The 16577-nt window shown below is 36.4% G+C and carries 12 protein-coding genes; 7 read left to right on the top strand and 5 right to left on the bottom strand.

The window, feature by feature from the left end:
• The first annotated feature begins 13 nt into the window (after positions 1 to 13).
• Positions 14 to 358 carry a DMT family protein gene (locus ACFFHK_RS05255; RefSeq protein WP_382370253.1) on the top strand — a complete coding sequence of 115 codons (345 nt, stop codon included), beginning with the start codon at positions 14 to 16 and terminating at the stop codon, positions 356 to 358.
• A 74-nt stretch (positions 359 to 432) separates the two neighbouring features.
• Here the strand turns inward: ACFFHK_RS05255 and lexA are convergent, their stop codons facing one another.
• A complete protein-coding gene (gene lexA / locus ACFFHK_RS05250; protein ID WP_382370251.1) occupies positions 433 to 1077 on the bottom strand; it encodes a transcriptional repressor LexA in 645 nt (214 codons plus the stop codon).
• A 191-nt stretch (positions 1078 to 1268) separates the two neighbouring features.
• Between lexA and plsB the strand changes: the two genes are divergently transcribed.
• Complete coding sequence (gene plsB / locus ACFFHK_RS05245; protein WP_382370249.1) at positions 1269 to 3668, top strand: glycerol-3-phosphate 1-O-acyltransferase PlsB; 2400 nt, start codon at positions 1269 to 1271, stop codon at positions 3666 to 3668.
• 67 nt (positions 3669 to 3735) lie between these two features.
• On the opposite strand, the gene ACFFHK_RS05240 is transcribed toward plsB, so the two are convergent.
• Complete coding sequence (locus tag ACFFHK_RS05240) at positions 3736 to 4734, bottom strand: LacI family DNA-binding transcriptional regulator (RefSeq protein WP_382370247.1); 999 nt, start codon at positions 4732 to 4734, stop codon at positions 3736 to 3738.
• Positions 4735 to 4948: 214 nt separating this feature from the next.
• Here ACFFHK_RS05240 and ACFFHK_RS05235 point away from each other — a divergent pair, with 214 nt between their 5' ends.
• Entirely contained in the window at positions 4949 to 6247 is a 1299-nt protein-coding gene (locus ACFFHK_RS05235) for an MFS transporter (protein WP_382370245.1), read from the top strand.
• 10 nt (positions 6248 to 6257) lie between these two features.
• A complete protein-coding gene (locus tag ACFFHK_RS05230; RefSeq protein WP_382370243.1) occupies positions 6258 to 8393 on the top strand; it encodes an alpha-galactosidase in 2136 nt (711 codons plus the stop codon).
• 102 nt (positions 8394 to 8495) lie between these two features.
• Here ACFFHK_RS05230 and iolB read toward each other — a convergent pair whose 3' ends face one another.
• Positions 8496 to 9320 carry a 5-deoxy-glucuronate isomerase gene (iolB, locus tag ACFFHK_RS05225; RefSeq protein ID WP_382370241.1) on the bottom strand — a complete coding sequence of 275 codons (825 nt, stop codon included), beginning with the start codon at positions 9318 to 9320 and terminating at the stop codon, positions 8496 to 8498.
• 231 nt (positions 9321 to 9551) lie between these two features.
• On the opposite strand from iolB, the gene ACFFHK_RS05220 reads away from it, so the two are divergent.
• On the top strand, positions 9552 to 11066 hold the full coding sequence (locus ACFFHK_RS05220; RefSeq protein WP_382370239.1) for a CoA-acylating methylmalonate-semialdehyde dehydrogenase: 1515 nt from the start codon (positions 9552 to 9554) through the stop codon (positions 11064 to 11066).
• A gap of 192 nt (positions 11067 to 11258) precedes the next feature.
• Here ACFFHK_RS05220 and aspA read toward each other — a convergent pair whose 3' ends face one another.
• Positions 11259 to 12677, bottom strand: a complete 1419-nt coding sequence (gene aspA, locus ACFFHK_RS05215; protein ID WP_382370237.1) for an aspartate ammonia-lyase — start codon at positions 12675 to 12677, stop codon at positions 11259 to 11261.
• Between the two features lie 332 nt (positions 12678 to 13009).
• Here aspA and ACFFHK_RS05210 point away from each other — a divergent pair, with 332 nt between their 5' ends.
• On the top strand, positions 13010 to 13300 hold the full coding sequence (locus ACFFHK_RS05210) for a co-chaperone GroES (protein ID WP_065234389.1): 291 nt from the start codon (positions 13010 to 13012) through the stop codon (positions 13298 to 13300).
• A 29-nt stretch (positions 13301 to 13329) separates the two neighbouring features.
• Positions 13330 to 14976 carry a chaperonin GroEL gene (gene groL, locus ACFFHK_RS05205; protein ID WP_382370235.1) on the top strand — a complete coding sequence of 549 codons (1647 nt, stop codon included), beginning with the start codon at positions 13330 to 13332 and terminating at the stop codon, positions 14974 to 14976.
• Between the two features lie 77 nt (positions 14977 to 15053).
• Here the strand turns inward: groL and putP are convergent, their stop codons facing one another.
• A complete protein-coding gene (putP, locus tag ACFFHK_RS05200; RefSeq protein ID WP_382370233.1) occupies positions 15054 to 16559 on the bottom strand; it encodes a sodium/proline symporter PutP in 1506 nt (501 codons plus the stop codon).
• Positions 16560 to 16577 lie beyond the last annotated feature (18 nt).

Genomic DNA, 16577 nt, shown 5'->3' with positions numbered 1-16577 from the left:
TAGGCATCGTTATATGTTTGCATACCTTTTTCCACTAATTTTATTAGTTATCTCTAACTGTTTTATGACATTAGCATGGTATAGCCATTTAAAATTTCTACACAATGCGCCAATCTGGCAAGCTATTCTTTTCGGTTGGTTGATTGCTTTACTAGAGTATAGTTTCATGATTCCAGCGACACGCTTTCTTGCTGCTCAAGGATTTTCATTCGGACAATTAAAAATTACCCAAGAAGTCATCACCTTGATTGTTTTTGTACCTTTCTTAATCTGGTTCTTCAAACAGCCATTTAAATTAGATTATGTATGGGCTGGGTGTTGTTTATTAGGGTGTGTTTATTTTGTATTTCGCAGTTAACAATAAAAAAGGTTTTCTTACCCTTTAGAAAGAAAACCTCATATTATAAAAATATGCTAATAGGAATTACCGTTCTACATCCATGCATTATTACGAATAATACCAACTGCAATTCCTTCAATTTCTACGTCTTCTTGGCTTAAATCAACGACAATAGGCGAGAGTTCGCTATTTTCTGGGTGTAAATATAACATATTGCCTTTTCGTTCAAAGCGTTTTACGGTTACATTATCATTAATTCTAGCTACTACAACCTGCCCATTTCTAACATCTTTTGTACTATGAACTGCCAACAAATCACCATCGAGAATACCAATATCTTTCATCGACATTCCTTGCACTTTTAATAAAAAGTCAGCTTTTGGTTTAAACATATTCACATCAACTTGATACGTTGCTTCAATATGTGCAGCAGCTAATATTGGTTCACCTGCCGCAACTTTGCCAATTAACGGCAACCCTTCTTCTTCCTCATTGATAACATCTTCTATCGTCTCACCAATTAAACGAATACCTCGTGAAGTACCAGAAACTATCTCAATTACCCCTTTTTTCGCCAGTGCTTTTAAATGTTCTTCTGCGGCATTTGCGGAGCGAAAACCTAATTCCTTGGCAATCTCAGCTCGAGTAGGTGGCATTCCTGTTTGCTCTAGATGTTGTTTTACAAAATCAAACACTTCTTGTTGACGTGCTGTCAACGTTTTTGTTAATTTAGCCATAATAAATTCTCTGTTCTTTTATACAGTATCACCTGTTATTATATACAGTAAAAATGATGTTGAAAAGCTTATTTCCTAATATTTTGTCTATCTTTCAACATTTGCATTGATCTGATAACTGCTTTTCATCTATGAATTTATGCTAAAATGACGCAATTTTTCGTATAAAACTGATAATAAAGGAATAAAAAATGGCGACTTTGCTCAATTTTTATCGCAATTTATTGAAAGCTCCACTCTCTATATTAGTTAAAAGTAATTCCATTCCAAATGATCCCATTACAGAATTAAACCTGAATACGACTGAACCTGTGATTTATGTATTACCTTATACTTCACAGACTGATCTACTTATTTTGCAAAAAAATTGCTTAACCTTAGGTTTGCCTGATCCATTACAACAGAATGAGATCAACGGAATACTATTACCGCGTTACGTATTTTTAGATGAAGGTCGTCGTTTTTTTAAATCAAAAACGGCAAAAAAAGAAACGGAACAAATTTTCTCACAATATTTAGAATTACATCGTGATTTATCTGAACTTAATGTTCAACTCATTCCAGTCTCTGTTCTATGGGGACGCTCACCTGGTTATGAAGATAAATCTGGGCTACCTAAATTACGTTTACTCAATGGTATTGAAAAATTTGCCACCATTCTCTGGTTTGGACGGGATAATTTTGTGCGTTTTTCACAATCTGTTTCTTTACGATATATGATTAATACATATGGCAATGATCCAAAACTTGCTCAAAAACTCCCTCGTGTTGCGCGTATTCATTTTTCAAAACAGCGGATTTCTGCGACTGGTCCACGCTTACTTAACCGTTCTGCAATGTTCGCTAAGTTATTGATTAATGAAAAGATTGTGGCTGCGATTGAAGATGAAGCAAATAATAAAAAAATTTCCAAAGAAAAAGCCGAACAAGAGGCGAGAAAAATTCTCGAAGAAATTGCCGCTAATTTTAATTACAGTAGTTTGCGAATTGCCGATCGTTTCTTAGGTTGGCTATGGAACAAGCTGTATCAGGGTATTAGTGTAGAACACGCAGATCGTGTCCGTAAATTAGCATTAGACGGGCATGAAATCGTGTATGTTCCTTGTCATCGTAGTCATATCGATTATCTTTTATTGTCTTATGTCTTATATCATCAAGGTTTAGTTCCACCACATATCGCTGCAGGAATTAATCTTAATTTCTGGCCTGTCGGGAGTATGTTCCGTAGCTGGGGGGCATTCTTTATTCGTCGTACATTCAAAGGGAATCGCCTTTACTCTACTATTTTTAGAGAATACCTTGCTGAATTATTCCATCGAGGTTATTCCGTTGAATTCTTTATTGAGGGCGGGCGTTCACGTACAGGACGTTTACTTGCCCCAAAAACAGGTATGATCTCAATGACATTGCAAGCCCTACAAAGTGGGCAACAAACCCGCCCTATTACGATTGTCCCTGTCTATATCGGTTATGAACATGTGTTAGAAGTGGATACTTATGCAAAAGAATTGCGCGGTGCAGCCAAAGAGAAAGAAAATGCAGGGTTGGTATTACGCGTTATCAAAAAATTACGAAACCTTGGTAAAGGCTATGTGAATTTTGCAGAACCAATTACATTAAATACTTACCTAAATCAGCATTATCCTCAGTGGCGTCATGATGATGATAAAAATCGTCCTGAATGGTTTAATGAAGCCGTTGATCGTGTGTCTAATCAAATCATGGTCAATATTAACCGTGCAGCAGCGGTAAATGCGATGAATTTGACAGGTTCAATTTTGTTATCTTCTCGTCAACGTGCGTTATCTAAAGCACTATTAATTGAGCAACTTGATACTTATCTACAACTATTACGGAATACTTGCTATGACGATGATATTATTCTGCCAAATGAAACAGGGGAAAGTTTATTGAATCATGTTTTAGGGTTAGATCGAGTCGGCATTATCGTTGAAAAAGACAATTTTGGCGAAATTATTCGCTTAGAACGTTCTTCCGCTGTTTTAATGACATATTATCGCAACAACATTCAACACTTATTTGTCTTACCATCATTTATTGCTAGTCTAGTGTTACATCATGAAGCGATTGAGTTAAATTTGGCACTTGATGCGGTAGAAAAATTCTATCCATTCTTGGCAAACGAGCTCTTCTTGAATATTCCACAAGAAAAACTACACCAATATTTATTAACCATTATTGATGAGCTTTGTCGCCAACAAATATTAAAACGACATGAAAATCTATTAACGATTAATAAAAAACGTGGTAGAGCGTTACAACTCCTTGCAGCAGGGGTAAGAGAAACCTTACAACGTTATTACATTACCCTCAGTCTATTAAAAGCAAATCCTCAACAATCTCGTGCGGAATTAGAAAAAGAGAGTCAATCTATTGCCCAGCGTTTATCAGTATTGCATGGTATCAATGCACCAGAGTTTTTTGATAAAGCCGTATTTGCAGCCTTTATTAATGGCTTAAAACTGAATGAAATAGAGGGTAATAAAATCGATGATTTACACTCAATCTTGCATAAAATCGTTTCGTTAGAAATTGATATTACCATTCAAGATGTCATTGAGAAATCATAACAAAGAAAAAAAACGTGCTAATGAATAAAGCACGTTTTTTATTATTCTTACAGCAACATCATACTATTTACAATGAATTTCTCATAATCATTGGGCTGACTAATTTGTGAATTTTTTTATCTTGTCGTTCTTCAATTAAATGTAAGGCTGCTTGACGTCCCATTTCATAATGAGGCAACGAAATGGTGCTTAATGAAGGAATAAATAAATCGCCAACGCCTATCATATTATCATAACCAAGTACGGCAATATCTTGTGGAATACGAAATCCTTTTGATAATAAATATTGATAAGCAATAAAAGCCAGACGATCATTGCCACAAACTAATACATCAAAATCACTTTTTTCTTTATCAATATGCTTTTCTAAAACAGGTAAAATATCGAGAAAGTTCTCATCTTTATCTGACATATAATATTCTAATGGCATAAACGCCATTTGATACTGTTGCCAAGCTGCAATAAATCCTGCTCGTCTGGATTGTGTTGCTAATGCTTTTTTCGGCAAATAAAAACATAACGGTCTTTTATAACCTCGTTGAATTAACTCTATCGTTGCCAGATATTGACCTTGGTAATCATCAGGAATATAACTTGCCACAGGGAAACTTTCGCTAGCACTAATACAATTCGCTAATGCGATTGGTTTATGACGTAACTTATTTGGTATCTGAATTGGTTTTAGCCCCATGGTACAAATAATAATGCCAAAAGGGCGGTGAGATAAAAGCAGATTTACTTCTGTATCAACATCATCATGATTAAAGGTGTTAATAATAAATGAATTCCAGCCATGTTTTCTGACTGTCTCTTCTATAGAGAGTAAAATTTCAACTGAAAATGGTGTCGTTGCTGTATCAAGCGATAAAACGCCAATAGATGTGCTTTTATTGCCACCACTACGAATTTTTTGCGCTGATAAATCAGGAACATAGTTTAATTCTTCTATGGCTTTCATCACGAGCTCTAATGTTTTAGCTTTTAACTTATGTGGCTCATTAATCGCTCTTGAAACTGTCATAAGCGATACTCCCGCAAGTTCAGCAACTTCTTTTAATGATGACATTTTTAATCCAATTCTCTTTTTTCAATAAAACTTTTCTCTTACTTTGCGACTTTTTTAACAAAAGGCAATCTTTATATATGTGATCATTATCACAAAATCACAATGTTAAGGTTAACATTTTTGATATTTATCACATTTTAAAAGAAATGAAGATTTATTTTTTGATAGTTAACGTTAACATTTAACACATTAAATATACTATAAGAGGTGATTTATGACCACAATACAACAAAATAACGATTGCTATTATATAAAAAATCGGAATTTCTGGATCTTCGGCATCTATTTTTTCCTGTATTTCTTCATTATGGCAACTTGCTATCCTTTTTTACCTATCTGGCTAAGTGATGTAAATGGCTTAACGAAAACAGAAACAGGTATTGTTTTCTCATTTATGTCGCTATTTGCCCTCTGTTTCCAACCCATTTTTGGCTATGTTTCTGATAAATTAGGAGTAAAGAAACACTTACTTTGGGCTATTGCGGTTCTCCTTGTATTCTTTGCGCCTTTTTTCATCTATGTATTTAGTCCATTACTACAAACTAATGTTGTCTTAGGCGCCATTGCTGGCGGGATATATATGGGCTTTGTATTCTCTGGCGGTGCAGCTGCCTCAGAAGCATTTGTTGAGCGAGTAAGCCGTCGTAGCCATTTTGAATATGGTCGTGCAAGAATGTTTGGCATGTTAGGCTGGGCATTATGCGCTTCTCTCGTTGGCGTTTTATTCAATATCAACCCAAGTTTTGTCTTTTGGTTAGGTTCGGGGTGTGCCATTATTTTATTGGTACTGTTATTCTTCGCTAAAGTAGAAAATAGTCCCGCAACAAAAGTTGCCGCACATATAGGCGCCAATACCAATCCAGTTACATTAAAGCAAGCTATTGCACTATTGAAATTACCAAAATTCTGGGCATTACTGCTTTATGTCATTGGGGTGGTATGTGTCTATGATATTTTTGACCAACAATTTGCAAATTTCTTTACCTCATTCTTCTCATCAAAGGCAGTTGGTACTGAAGTCTTCGGTTTTGTTACAACTGGCGGTGAAATCCTTAACGCTACAATTATGTTCTTTGTCCCTTTAATTATTAATCGTATAGGTGCTAAAAATGCGTTATTGATTGCTGGTAGCATTATGAGTATCCGCATACTAGGCTCTGCTTTTGCAACAACACCAGTGGAAGTTGTGATCTTAAAAACATTACATATGTTTGAAGTGCCATTTTATCTTGTAGGATTATTTAAATATATTACCACTGTATTTGAGGTGCACTTCTCCGCTACGATTTATCTTGTTGCCTGCCAATTTTCAAAACAAGTCGCTACCATGCTGATGTCTACTGTTGTCGGTAGCTTATATGACAATTTTAGTTTTCACACCGCATACCTCGTACTTGGTTGTATTGCACTAACCTTTACCATTATTTCATTCTTCACATTAACTGGACGTGTTGATATTAGCGAAAGATATAGACTGCAAAAAATCAACCATCAACATCTTCAAGCTCAATAAGGAAAATATTATGCAACAATATATTCATCTACAAACACCAATTAATGACCTAATTCTTCGCACATCTCCTTATGCAGAAATACTCTATTGGGGAGAACATCTTACAACTTTTGATCAACAAGACATTCTCTCACTTGGTCGATGCACGCCTAATAGTGGATTAGATATAGATGTCCCTACCACGCTTGCAGCTGAAAATGGACGCGGTTTTTTTGATAGCCCAAGTCTTGAGGGCTCAAGAAATGGTAAAGATTGGTCTCCTGTTTTCCATACTACCCATGTCGAACAACAACATAATTATGTCAAAATTACAGCCGAAGATCCGATTGCTAAATTAGCATTTATTAGTGAATTTGAACTTGATAAAAATGGGGTATTAAAAACACGTAATACGTTACATAACTTAGCTGAAAGTGAATTCAACCTCAATCGCTTATCGGTAACCATTCCACTACCAGAACAGGCTAATGATGTCATGTCTTTTTATGGTCGCTGGATTAGAGAATTTCAAACGCAACGCCAATCTTTAAAACATGGTGCCTTTATTCAAGAAAATCGTTATGGTCGAACTTCACACGAATACTTCCCAGGCATTATTATCGGTGAACCAAATTTCAGTGAACAACAAGGAAAATTATGGGGATTTCATCTTGCTTGGAGCGGCAATCACAGAATCCGTGCAGATGTAAAAATTGACGGCAGACGTTTTGTACAACTAGAAGCGCTTTATTTTGCAGGAGAAATCAACCTTTCCTCAAATCAATCGTTTTCAACTCCTTGGGTATATAGCACATATTCATCAACTGGACTCAACACAATGAGCCAACAATTTCATACCCATATCAGAGAACATATTCTTGATTTCCCTACCCAAAAAATTCGCCCTGTTCATCTAAATATCTGGGAAGGGGTTTATTTCGATCATGATCCACAGCATATCTTAGCCATGGCAGAAAAAGCAGCTGAAATGGGAGTAGAACGATTTATCATTGATGATGGTTGGTTCAAAGGGCGTAATGATGATTATGCTGGGCTTGGAGACTGGTATTTAGATGAACGCAAATATCCACAAGGTCTTACCCCAATTATTAATCGTGTAAAACAATTAGGTATGCAATTTGGTATTTGGGTAGAGTTAGAAATGATCAATAAAGATAGCGATCTATATCGAAACCACCCAGATTGGTTATTACAATTAGAAGGGTATGATCAACCAGCAGAACGTCATCAATTTACCTTAGATCTACAAAATCCTCAGGTATTTAACTACTTATTAGAACGAATGAATTGGCTACTAAGTCATCACGAAATTGATTATATCAAATGGGATATGAATCGTAGAATTGTACAGCCAGGACATCAAGGTAAACCTGGATTAGACGGACAAACAAAAGCATTATATCGCTTACATGATGAAATTCGTCAACGTTATCCAAATGTCGAAATTGAAGCTTGCGCCTCAGGTGGAGGAAGAATCGATTACGAAATTTTAAAACGTACACATAGATTTTGGGCATCTGATAATAACGATGCGTTAGAACGGCAAACAATCCAACGCAATATGAGTTATTTCTTCCCATTAGAAGTCATTGGTGCACACATTGGTGGGAAACATTGTCATTCTACATATCGCCAATTAAATATTCAATTTAGAGGTATCACAGCGCTCTTTGGTCATATGGGTGTCGAACTCGATCCCGTCAAAGAGGGCGAAACTGAAAGAGCTGGATTTACCAAATATATATCTCTATATAAACAAATCCGCCCATTATTACACACAGGAAATATCGTGCGTTTAGATATGCCAGATCCTGCCATTCAAATTAGCGGTGTCATTGCCAAAGATCGTTCAACAGCCGTCTTTGCTATTGCACAATTAAAATTACCTGACTACTTACTACCAGGTCATATTCGTATTCCTAATCTTATACCAGAAGCAAAATATCGAGTTTCATTATTGGATTTACCTGATACGATTCGTGAACAACGCGCTGGTCATTTAATGAAAATCTACCCACAATGGTTAACGAAATTATTAAATGGGGAAACATTAGAATTTACAGGAGAATGGCTAACAAAAGTAGGCTTAACCCTATTTCCACAAGATCCTTGCACCGCAACACTTCTTTATATAGAAAAACAATAAACAAAAAGAGTGTGGTTAAGCCACACTTTTTTTATTCAAAATAAAAAAGCCAACTACAAGAGTTGGCAAAGATAAATAAAAGATGAAAATTAAAAAGGGAAATTATTTAGGAAATTTGTTAGCATAGGCTTCTGTATTGATCCACTGGTGATCTTTTTCCCAAGTAAACCGCCATTTTCTTACTGGACCAGCCATTACATTCAAATAATAGTTATTATAGCCAGCAATCGTTGCGACTGGGTGATAGCCTTTAGGGACTTGAACGACATCTCCATCATATACTGCCATACACTCATCTAAACTGCGATCATCGGTATAAACACGTTGAAGACAAAACCCCTGACTTGGTTCAAAACGATGATAATAGGTTTCTTCTAAGTAAGTTTCTGTTTCACTATTTTTCTGATCGTGTTTATGGCTTGGGAAAGAACTCGTACACCCTTCATCAGTAAAGACTTCTACTACCAGTAATGCATCTGCAGGTTCAGTTTCTGGCAAAATGTTATGAACCAAACGTTTGTTATTACCATATCCTCGTTTTTCAACGCCAACGTCTTCTGGCGTGATTAAGCGTACAGGCAAGTTGCCTTGACTTGGCGCTCGACAAATTGCAATTTCTGTTTCACTTTCTGCTAAAATTTGAACATTTTTATGATGAGGAACATATAAAGAGTAAGGGGGAATACGTTCAAATGGCGATTGACGATTACCAATCTTCTCGAAGACTTCATCTTCTACTTGAAAAGTGGCATAACCTGATACCATAACGAAACAGACTTCTGTGTCAGCTGTTGTAAAACAGTGTGTTTTACCTGCTGATAAATGTAATAATTCAAAGCCAACATATTCCCAACCTGCACTTTCTGGCGTGATTTTTTGGCGAAAACCATCATTGATTTTATTCGATTTAGCTAATAATTGACTCATAAAAACCTCTTTTTCATATGAATTATACTTGGTTAGAAAGTTATTCAAGTATAGGCGATAAAATCCTATCAATGAACATTGTTTTTTCTAAGATACAACATAGATCACAAAATAAAACAAAAAATATATTTTAAAAATATTTTTATTTGAAATTTTTATTTCATTGGAGTATGGTTGTCTCCATTACCAACCAAAATGTTAATGTTAAACAAGATAAAGATGAGGGTAATTATGACTCAAGTTATTCCAAATTTTATTAATGGACAAATTGTTGAAAGTCAAAGCCAAAGAGCGGCTTTTGTCTATAATCCTGCAACAGGTGAACAAACTAAACAGGTAAAATTAAGTACTGTCAGTGAAATGGAACAAGCCATTAGTGCAGCCCAAGCAGCCTTTCCTGAATGGTCGCAACAATCTCCATTACGTCGCGCAAGAATTCTATTTAAATTCAAAGAATTATTAGAAAAAAACTTTGATAGTCTTGCTCGTTTAATCACTAATGAACACGGTAAAATTTATTCCGATTCTATTGGTGAATTAACTCGTGGTTTAGAAGTTGTCGAGTTTGCAACAGGTATCCCACACTTACTAAAAGGAGAATTTTCTGCCAATGTAGGTCGTGGAATTGACAGTTTCTCTATTATGCAACCACTAGGCGTTGTTGCTGGGATTACACCATTTAACTTCCCAGCAATGGTGCCAATGTGGATGTTCCCTGTTGCTTTAGCTTGTGGAAATACGTTCGTATTAAAACCATCTGAAAAAGATCCTTCTCTTTCTATTCGTTTAGCTGAATTATTAAAAGAAGCAGGCTTACCAGATGGCGTATTTAATGTTGTTCAAGGCGATAAAGAAGTCGTTGATGTGCTATTGCGAGATCCTCGTATTCAAGCAGTGAGTTTTGTTGGTTCAACACCTATTGCCCAATATATTTATGAAGTTGGATCTGCACACGGTAAACGTGTTCAAGCCTTAGGTGGGGCGAAAAATCATGCGTTAATTATGCCTGATGCCGATATTGAAACGACAGCTAATGCCTTATTAGGCGCCGCTTTTGGAGCTGCCGGTGAACGCTGTATGGCTCTTTCTGTTGCGGTAACTATTGACGATAACGTTGCTGATGCATTAGTAGCAAGCCTCGCACCAAAAGTAAAAGCCTTACGTATCGGTCCTGGCATATTACCTGAAGGCGAAAAAGAAAATGATATGGGTCCACTCATTTCTAAAGAGCATTTAGCGAAAGTATCTAGTTATGTAGACTCTGGTGTAGCAGAAGGTGCAAAATTAGTTGTTGATGGTCGTGGTTATAAAGTTGCAGGTCATGAAAATGGTTACTTTATTGGCGGTACGCTATTCGATAATGTAACAACTGAAATGAAAATTTATCAGGAAGAAATTTTTGGACCAGTATTAGCAATCGTGCGTGCAAAAAGTTATGACGAAGCAATTCAATTAATCAATGATCATCAATATGGTAACGGTAGTGCAATTTTCACGAGTGATGGTGATGCGGCTCGTCAATATAGCCACGATGTCAAAGCGGGCATGGTCGGCATTAATATTCCAATTCCTGTACCAATGGCATTCCACTGTTTTGGTGGTTGGAAATCATCAATTTTTGGTCCATTAAATGCTTATGGTCCAGATGGTGTTCGTTTCTATACAAGAATGAAAACCGTAACCAGTCGTTGGCCAAACCACAAAGTCAGAGAACAAGGTGCGGCATTTAGTATGCCAACGTTATAAGTATAAATTACCAATAAGCCCTTAAATTGAATGTGTATGATGTAGTGTCATACACATTTTTTATTATATAAAACAATCTCTTACAATTTATATTTAAAATATTCAATAGAAAGAGAGGGATATTTGATAGATCTTCAACATAAAAAAACCCGCTAGCTAGCGGGTCTTATTTAAATGTTATTTTAATTAAATCTACTTATTAAGTTTTGCCTTATAAGTTGGATTCATTAAGTTTTCTACTGAAAGAATATCGTTTAGCTCTTCTTCTGTAAGCAAGCCCAACTCAAGTACCACTTCTTTCACCCCTTTACCTGTTTTCGCACAAATCTTACCAACTTTGTCGCCATTATGGTGTCCAATAAATGGGTTTAAATAAGTTACGATACCGATTGAGTTAAAGACATAATTTTCGCAAACTTCTTTATTAACAGTAATGCCATCAACACATTTGTCACGAAGATTAACACAAGCATTAGTTAAAATACTGATAGATTCAAACATTGCTTGACCAATCACAGGTTCCATTACGTTAAGTTGTAATTGTCCTGCTTCAGCTGCCATAGTAACAGTAATATCGTTACCCATTACTTTAAAGCAAACTTGGTTGACCACTTCTGGTACAACAGGATTTACTTTTGCAGGCATAATAGAAGAACCAGCTTGTAATTCTGGTAAGTTGATTTCATTTAAACCAGCACGAGGTCCAGAAGAAAGTAAGCGTAAGTCATTACATACTTTAGAAAGTTTTACTGCAGTACGTTTTAATGCACCATGTACCATAACATAAGCGCCACAGTCAGAAGTCGCTTCAATTAAGTTTTCTGCTTTCACACATGGTAAACCAGTTACTTTAGCAAGGTTTTCCACCACTAAATCAGTGTAACCTTTTGGTGTATTTAATGCAGTACCGATTGCAGTTGCCCCAAGGTTTACTTCTAATAATAAGGCAGCTGTTTTGAGTAAGTTTTTAATTTCTTCATCAAGTAAGACGGCAAATGCTTTGAACTCTTGTCCAACAGTCATTGGTACAGCATCTTGTAATTGAGTACGACCCATTTTTAATACATTCGCAAACTCAACAGATTTATTGGCAAAACCATCGTGCAAATATTGGATTTTATCGACTAATTTTAAAATGCTGTTATAAACCGCAATACGGAAGCCAGTTGGATAAGTATCATTCGTTGATTGGCTAGAATTGACGTGATCCATTGGATCTAGATATTGGTATTCACCTTTTTTATGACCAAGTTTTTCTAAGGCAATATTCGCAACCACTTCATTAGTATTCATATTTACGGAAGTGCCTGCACCACCTTGGTAAACATCAGATGGAAATTGATCCATACATTTACCTGTTGTGAGGATTTCATCACAAGCGGCCATAATTGCATCTGCAATATTTTGTGGAATTGCACCAAGTTCGCCGTTAGTCATTGCGGTAGCTTTTTTAACCATTACCATACCACGTACAAACTCAGGAATATCAGAGATCGTATTATTAGAAATATTAAAGTTTTCGATCGCTCTAAGGGTATGAATTCCCCAATATACATCAGCTGGAATATCTCTTTCACCTAGTAAGTCAACTTCTTTACGGAATTCGCTCATAAGACACCTCAATTCATATATTTTATAATAAAAATCATAATGATAGATTAATGAAAAATCCTAATTTTCATTTCTATCACCTAATGTAATTGGCGCCTATTATAGAGAGAGTTTTTTACAAATTTTGTGATGTGGATCATAAAATCAAATTTACTAAACAGGAGTTATTTTTATCTTATTCATTAGTTTTTTTTATGGGTTGTAGTATGAAAAATTTTTTCACTTGTTACCCTTGAAAGCGATTTTGTGATCCCCATTTCTAGAGCCGTTGTCAAAAAGGGGTATCCCAATAACACACATATTTAGCTAAAACTTATAGGAGTACTTTTATTATGAATATTCGTCCATTACACGACCGTGTAATTTTAAAACGTGAAGAAGTAGAAACTCGTTCAGCAGGCGGTATCGTTTTAACTGGTTCTGCAGCACAAAAATCAACTCGTGGTAAAGTGTTAGCAGTAGGTAAAGGTCGTATTTTAGAAAATGGTCAAGTACAACCACTAGATGTAAAAGTGGGTGACGTAGTGATTTTTAACGACGGATATGGCGTGAAATCAGAAAAAATTGATGGTGAAGAAGTGTTAATCATTTCTGAAAGCGATATTTTGGCGATTGTAGAGTAATTAATTAGAGAACATAAGGAAGCAAAACAATGGCAGCAAAAGATGTAAAATTTGGTAATGACGCGCGTGTAAAAATGTTAAAAGGCGTCAATGTATTAGCCGATGCAGTAAAAGTAACTTTAGGACCTAAAGGTCGTAACGTAGTATTAGATAAATCTTTTGGTGCACCAACAATTACTAAAGATGGTGTATCAGTTGCACGTGAAATCGAATTAGAAGATAAATTTGAAAATATGGGCGCACAAATGGTGAAAGAAGTTGCGTCTAAAGCGAATGATGCCGCTGGTGACGGTACAACCACAGCTACCGTTTTAGCACAAGCAATCGTAAATGAAGGATTAAAAGCGGTTGCAGCAGGTATGAATCCAATGGATTTAAAACGTGGTATTGATAAAGCGGTTGCTGAAGTCGTAGCAGAATTAAAGAACCTTTCTAAACCATGTGAAACTTCAAAAGAAATTGAACAAGTAGGTACTATCTCTGCAAACTCTGATAGCGTAGTAGGTCAAATCATTGCTCAAGCAATGGAAAAAGTAGGTAAAGAAGGCGTTATCACTGTTGAAGATGGTACAGGTTTAGAAGATGAATTAGCCGTTGTAGAAGGTATGCAATTTGATCGTGGTTACCTCTCTCCATATTTCATCAACAAACCAGAAACAGCAACAGTAGAATTTGACAGTCCTTACATTCTTCTTGTTGATAAAAAAGTTTCTAACATTCGTGAAATGTTACCTGTATTAGAAGCAGTTGCAAAAGCAGGTAAACCATTACTTATCATTGCTGAAGATGTAGAAGGTGAAGCGCTTGCAACATTAGTGGTAAATACAATGCGTGGTATCGTGAAAGTTGCCGCCGTAAAAGCACCTGGCTTCGGTGATCGTCGTAAAGCAATGTTACAAGATATTGCGATCTTAACTGCTGGTACTGTGATTTCTGAAGAAATCGGTATGGAATTAGAAAAAGCAACATTAGAAGATCTTGGTCAAGCAAAACGTGTTGTAATTTCTAAAGACAATACCACTATCATTGATGGTATCGGTGATGAAGCACAAATCCAAGGTCGTGTTGCGCAAATTCGTCAACAAATCGAAGAATCTACTTCTGATTACGATAAAGAAAAATTACAAGAACGTGTGGCTAAATTAGCTGGCGGTGTGGCTGTAATTAAAGTAGGTGCTGCAACTGAAGTTGAAATGAAAGAGAAAAAAGCGCGTGTTGAAGATGCGTTACACGCAACCCGTGCCGCAGTTGAAGAAGGTATCGTCCCAGGAGGCGGTGTGGCATTAATTCGTGCTGCAAGCAAAGTGGCTGATAAACTTTCTGGTGAAAATGAAGATCAAAATGTTGGTATTAAACTTGCATTGCGTGCAATGGAAGCACCATTACGTCAAATCGTAACCAATGCTGGTGAAGAGGCCTCTGTTGTTGCAAGCAAAGTGAAATCAGGCGAAGGTAACTTTGGTTATAACGCAGGTGCAGAAGTTTATGGTGATATGTTAGAAATGGGTATCTTAGATCCAACTAAAGTAACTCGTTCTGCATTACAATTTGCTTCATCAATCGCTGGTTTAATGATTACCACTGAATGTATGGTAACTGAATTGCCAAAAGAAGATAAAGCAGATTTAGGTGCTGCAGGCATGGGCGGTATGGGTGGAATGGGCGGTATGATGTAATCATCTATCCACCTCAAAATGAAAAAATACCAGCAAAAATGCTGGTATTTTTTTATCTATTGGAAATAGTCTATTTATTACGCATTTTTCTGTGCATTAAATGTTTCAACTGCCGCATCAAATTTTTCCGCAACATCAGGAGCAACAGGAGAAAAAATTGATGACGCAACGGTTACTGCTGAACACGCTAAGAAACCTGGAATAATTTCATATAAATTAGCAATATCATGCCAATTTAACGTGTGCATTAATGGTTTCCATGCCACGACGGTTACGGCACCTGCTAACATTCCCCATAATGCAGCATTTGAAGTAATATTACGGTTAAATAATGACAAAATAACCAATGGTCCAAATGATGCGCCAAATCCTGCCCACGCATAAGACACCAATCCCATGACCTTGGAGTTTGGATCTTGCGCAATTAACATGGCAACAACGGCAATAATTAATACCATCACCCGACCAACCCAAACAAGCTCCTTACTTGAAGCATTTTTACGCAAAAATCCATGGTAAAAATCTTCCGTAATTGCCGCCGAACACATTAAGAATTGTGCAGATAAGGTACTCATAATAGCGGCTAAAATTGCAGATAAGACAATTCCAACAATCCACGGATTAAAAATTGCCTTAGAAATTTCGATAAACACAGATTCCGCAGAATCTAACATTACGCCTTTAACTTCAAAATAAGCCAAACCGAAATAGCCAACTGCACAAGCACCACCAAGACAAAGAATCATCCAAGTAATCCCAATAACTCTCGCTTTTTCTAAGGCTTGCACGGAATTTGCTGCCATAAAACGAGCAAGGATATGTGGTTGTCCAAAATACCCTAACCCCCAAGAAAGCGCCGAAATCACCCCAATTCCTGAAACGTTATACAACCAATTTGCATAAGGAATACCTGTTTGTTCAGATTTGAGCGCTAATGCCGCTGAAATCTCCCCCCAACTAATATTTAATAACACAATCACTGGCGCAAGTAATAAAGCAAAAATCATTAAAGAGGCTTGAATCGTATCGCTCCATGAAATCGCTAAATAACCACCAATGAAAGTATAAGCTATCGTAGCAATCGCCCCAAAGATTAATGCTGTACCATAATCAATACCCAATAAACTTTGGAATAATTTTGCCCCAGCAACAACACCTGAAGCACAATAAATCGTGAAGAAAAATAAAATTACAGAAGAAGAGATAATTTTCAATGATTTTGCACGACGAGGAAAACGTACTGCAAAAAACTCTGGTAGTGTTAAGGCATTACCATACTGCTCAGTAAATACTCTCAATCGGCCTGCCACAATTTTATAGTTAAAGTAAGCCCCAACCGTTAACCCTACCGCAATCCAAGCTTCTGATAATCCTGTTACAAAAATTGCACCAGGCAAGCCTAATAGTAACCAGCCAGACATATCTGAGGCACCTGCAGACATAGCGGTAACAAAGCTGCCCATTTTTCGACCACCTAAAATATAGTCGTTAAAATTTTTCGTTGAATAATAAGCATAAATCCCTATGCCGAGAATAATAAATAGATACAAAGCAAACGCCGTATAAATTTGATAATTTTGCATATATTTTTCCTGCAGTTA

The organism is Gallibacterium trehalosifermentans, assembly GCF_042433055.1.
GTDB lineage: Bacteria > Pseudomonadota > Gammaproteobacteria > Enterobacterales > Pasteurellaceae > Gallibacterium > Gallibacterium trehalosifermentans.
This window is presented reverse-complemented; position numbering and strand designations above follow the sequence as displayed.